Here is a 925-nt window from a genome sequence, read left to right on the forward strand (position 1 = left end):
ATCTGGGCCAAGAAGGGTTGGCTGCTGCCGATCGCCACCGACGCCGCCTACGACGTCGACGACCTGCTGCCGGCGATGCGCAACGGCCTGTCGGCCGACGGCAAGCTGTATGCATCGCCCTTCTATGGCGAGAGCTCGATGCTGATGTACCGCAAGGACCTGGCCGACAAGGTGGGCTTCCAGATGCCCGACCGGCCGACCTGGGTCCAGGTGAAGGAGCTGGCCGGCAAGATCCACGATCCGAAGGCGGGCGTCTACGGCATCTGCCTGCGCGGCAAGCCGGGCTGGGGCGACAACATGGCGCTGCTGACGACCATGGTCAACACTAACGGCGGCCAGTGGTTCGACATGGCCTGGAAGCCGCAGATCGACAGCAAGCCCTGGCATGACGCGATCGGCTTCTACGTCGACCTCATGAAGGCCTACGGCCCGCCCGGCGCCTCGGCCAACAGCTTCAACGAGAACCTGGCGCTGTTCAACGAAGGCAAGTGCGGCATGTGGGTCGACGCCACCATCGCGGCCTCGTTCGTGAGCGATCCGAAGCAGTCCAAAGTGGCCGACAAGGTGGCCTTCGCGCAGGCACCGGTGGCGGTCACGCCCAAGGGCGCGAACTGGCTCTGGGCCTGGGCGCTGGCGATCCCGGCCGGCTCGCAGAAGGTCGATGCGGCGCAGACCTTCGTCAAGTGGGCGACATCCAAGGACTACATCAACCTGGTGGCCAAGGAAGAAGGCTGGGGCTCGGTGCCGACCGGCACCCGCAAGTCGACCTACGCCTCGCCCGAATTCACCAAGGCGGCCCGCTTCGCCGAAGCCGAGAAGAAGGCCATCGACAGCGCCAATGCCAGCGACAGCACGCTGCCCAAGTCGCCCTACGTCGGCGTGCAGTACGCGGCGATCCCCGAGTTCCAGGCCATCGGCGTGGCGG

The 925-nt window shown here is 66.5% G+C and carries 1 protein-coding gene; it reads left to right on the top strand.

Going from position 1 to position 925, the window contains the following annotated elements:
- On the top strand, nucleotides 1-925 hold a 925-nt coding region (locus AC1DY5_RS57150), incomplete at both ends, for an extracellular solute-binding protein (protein WP_478122962.1).

The organism is Variovorax sp. P4_D9, from assembly GCF_056401695.1.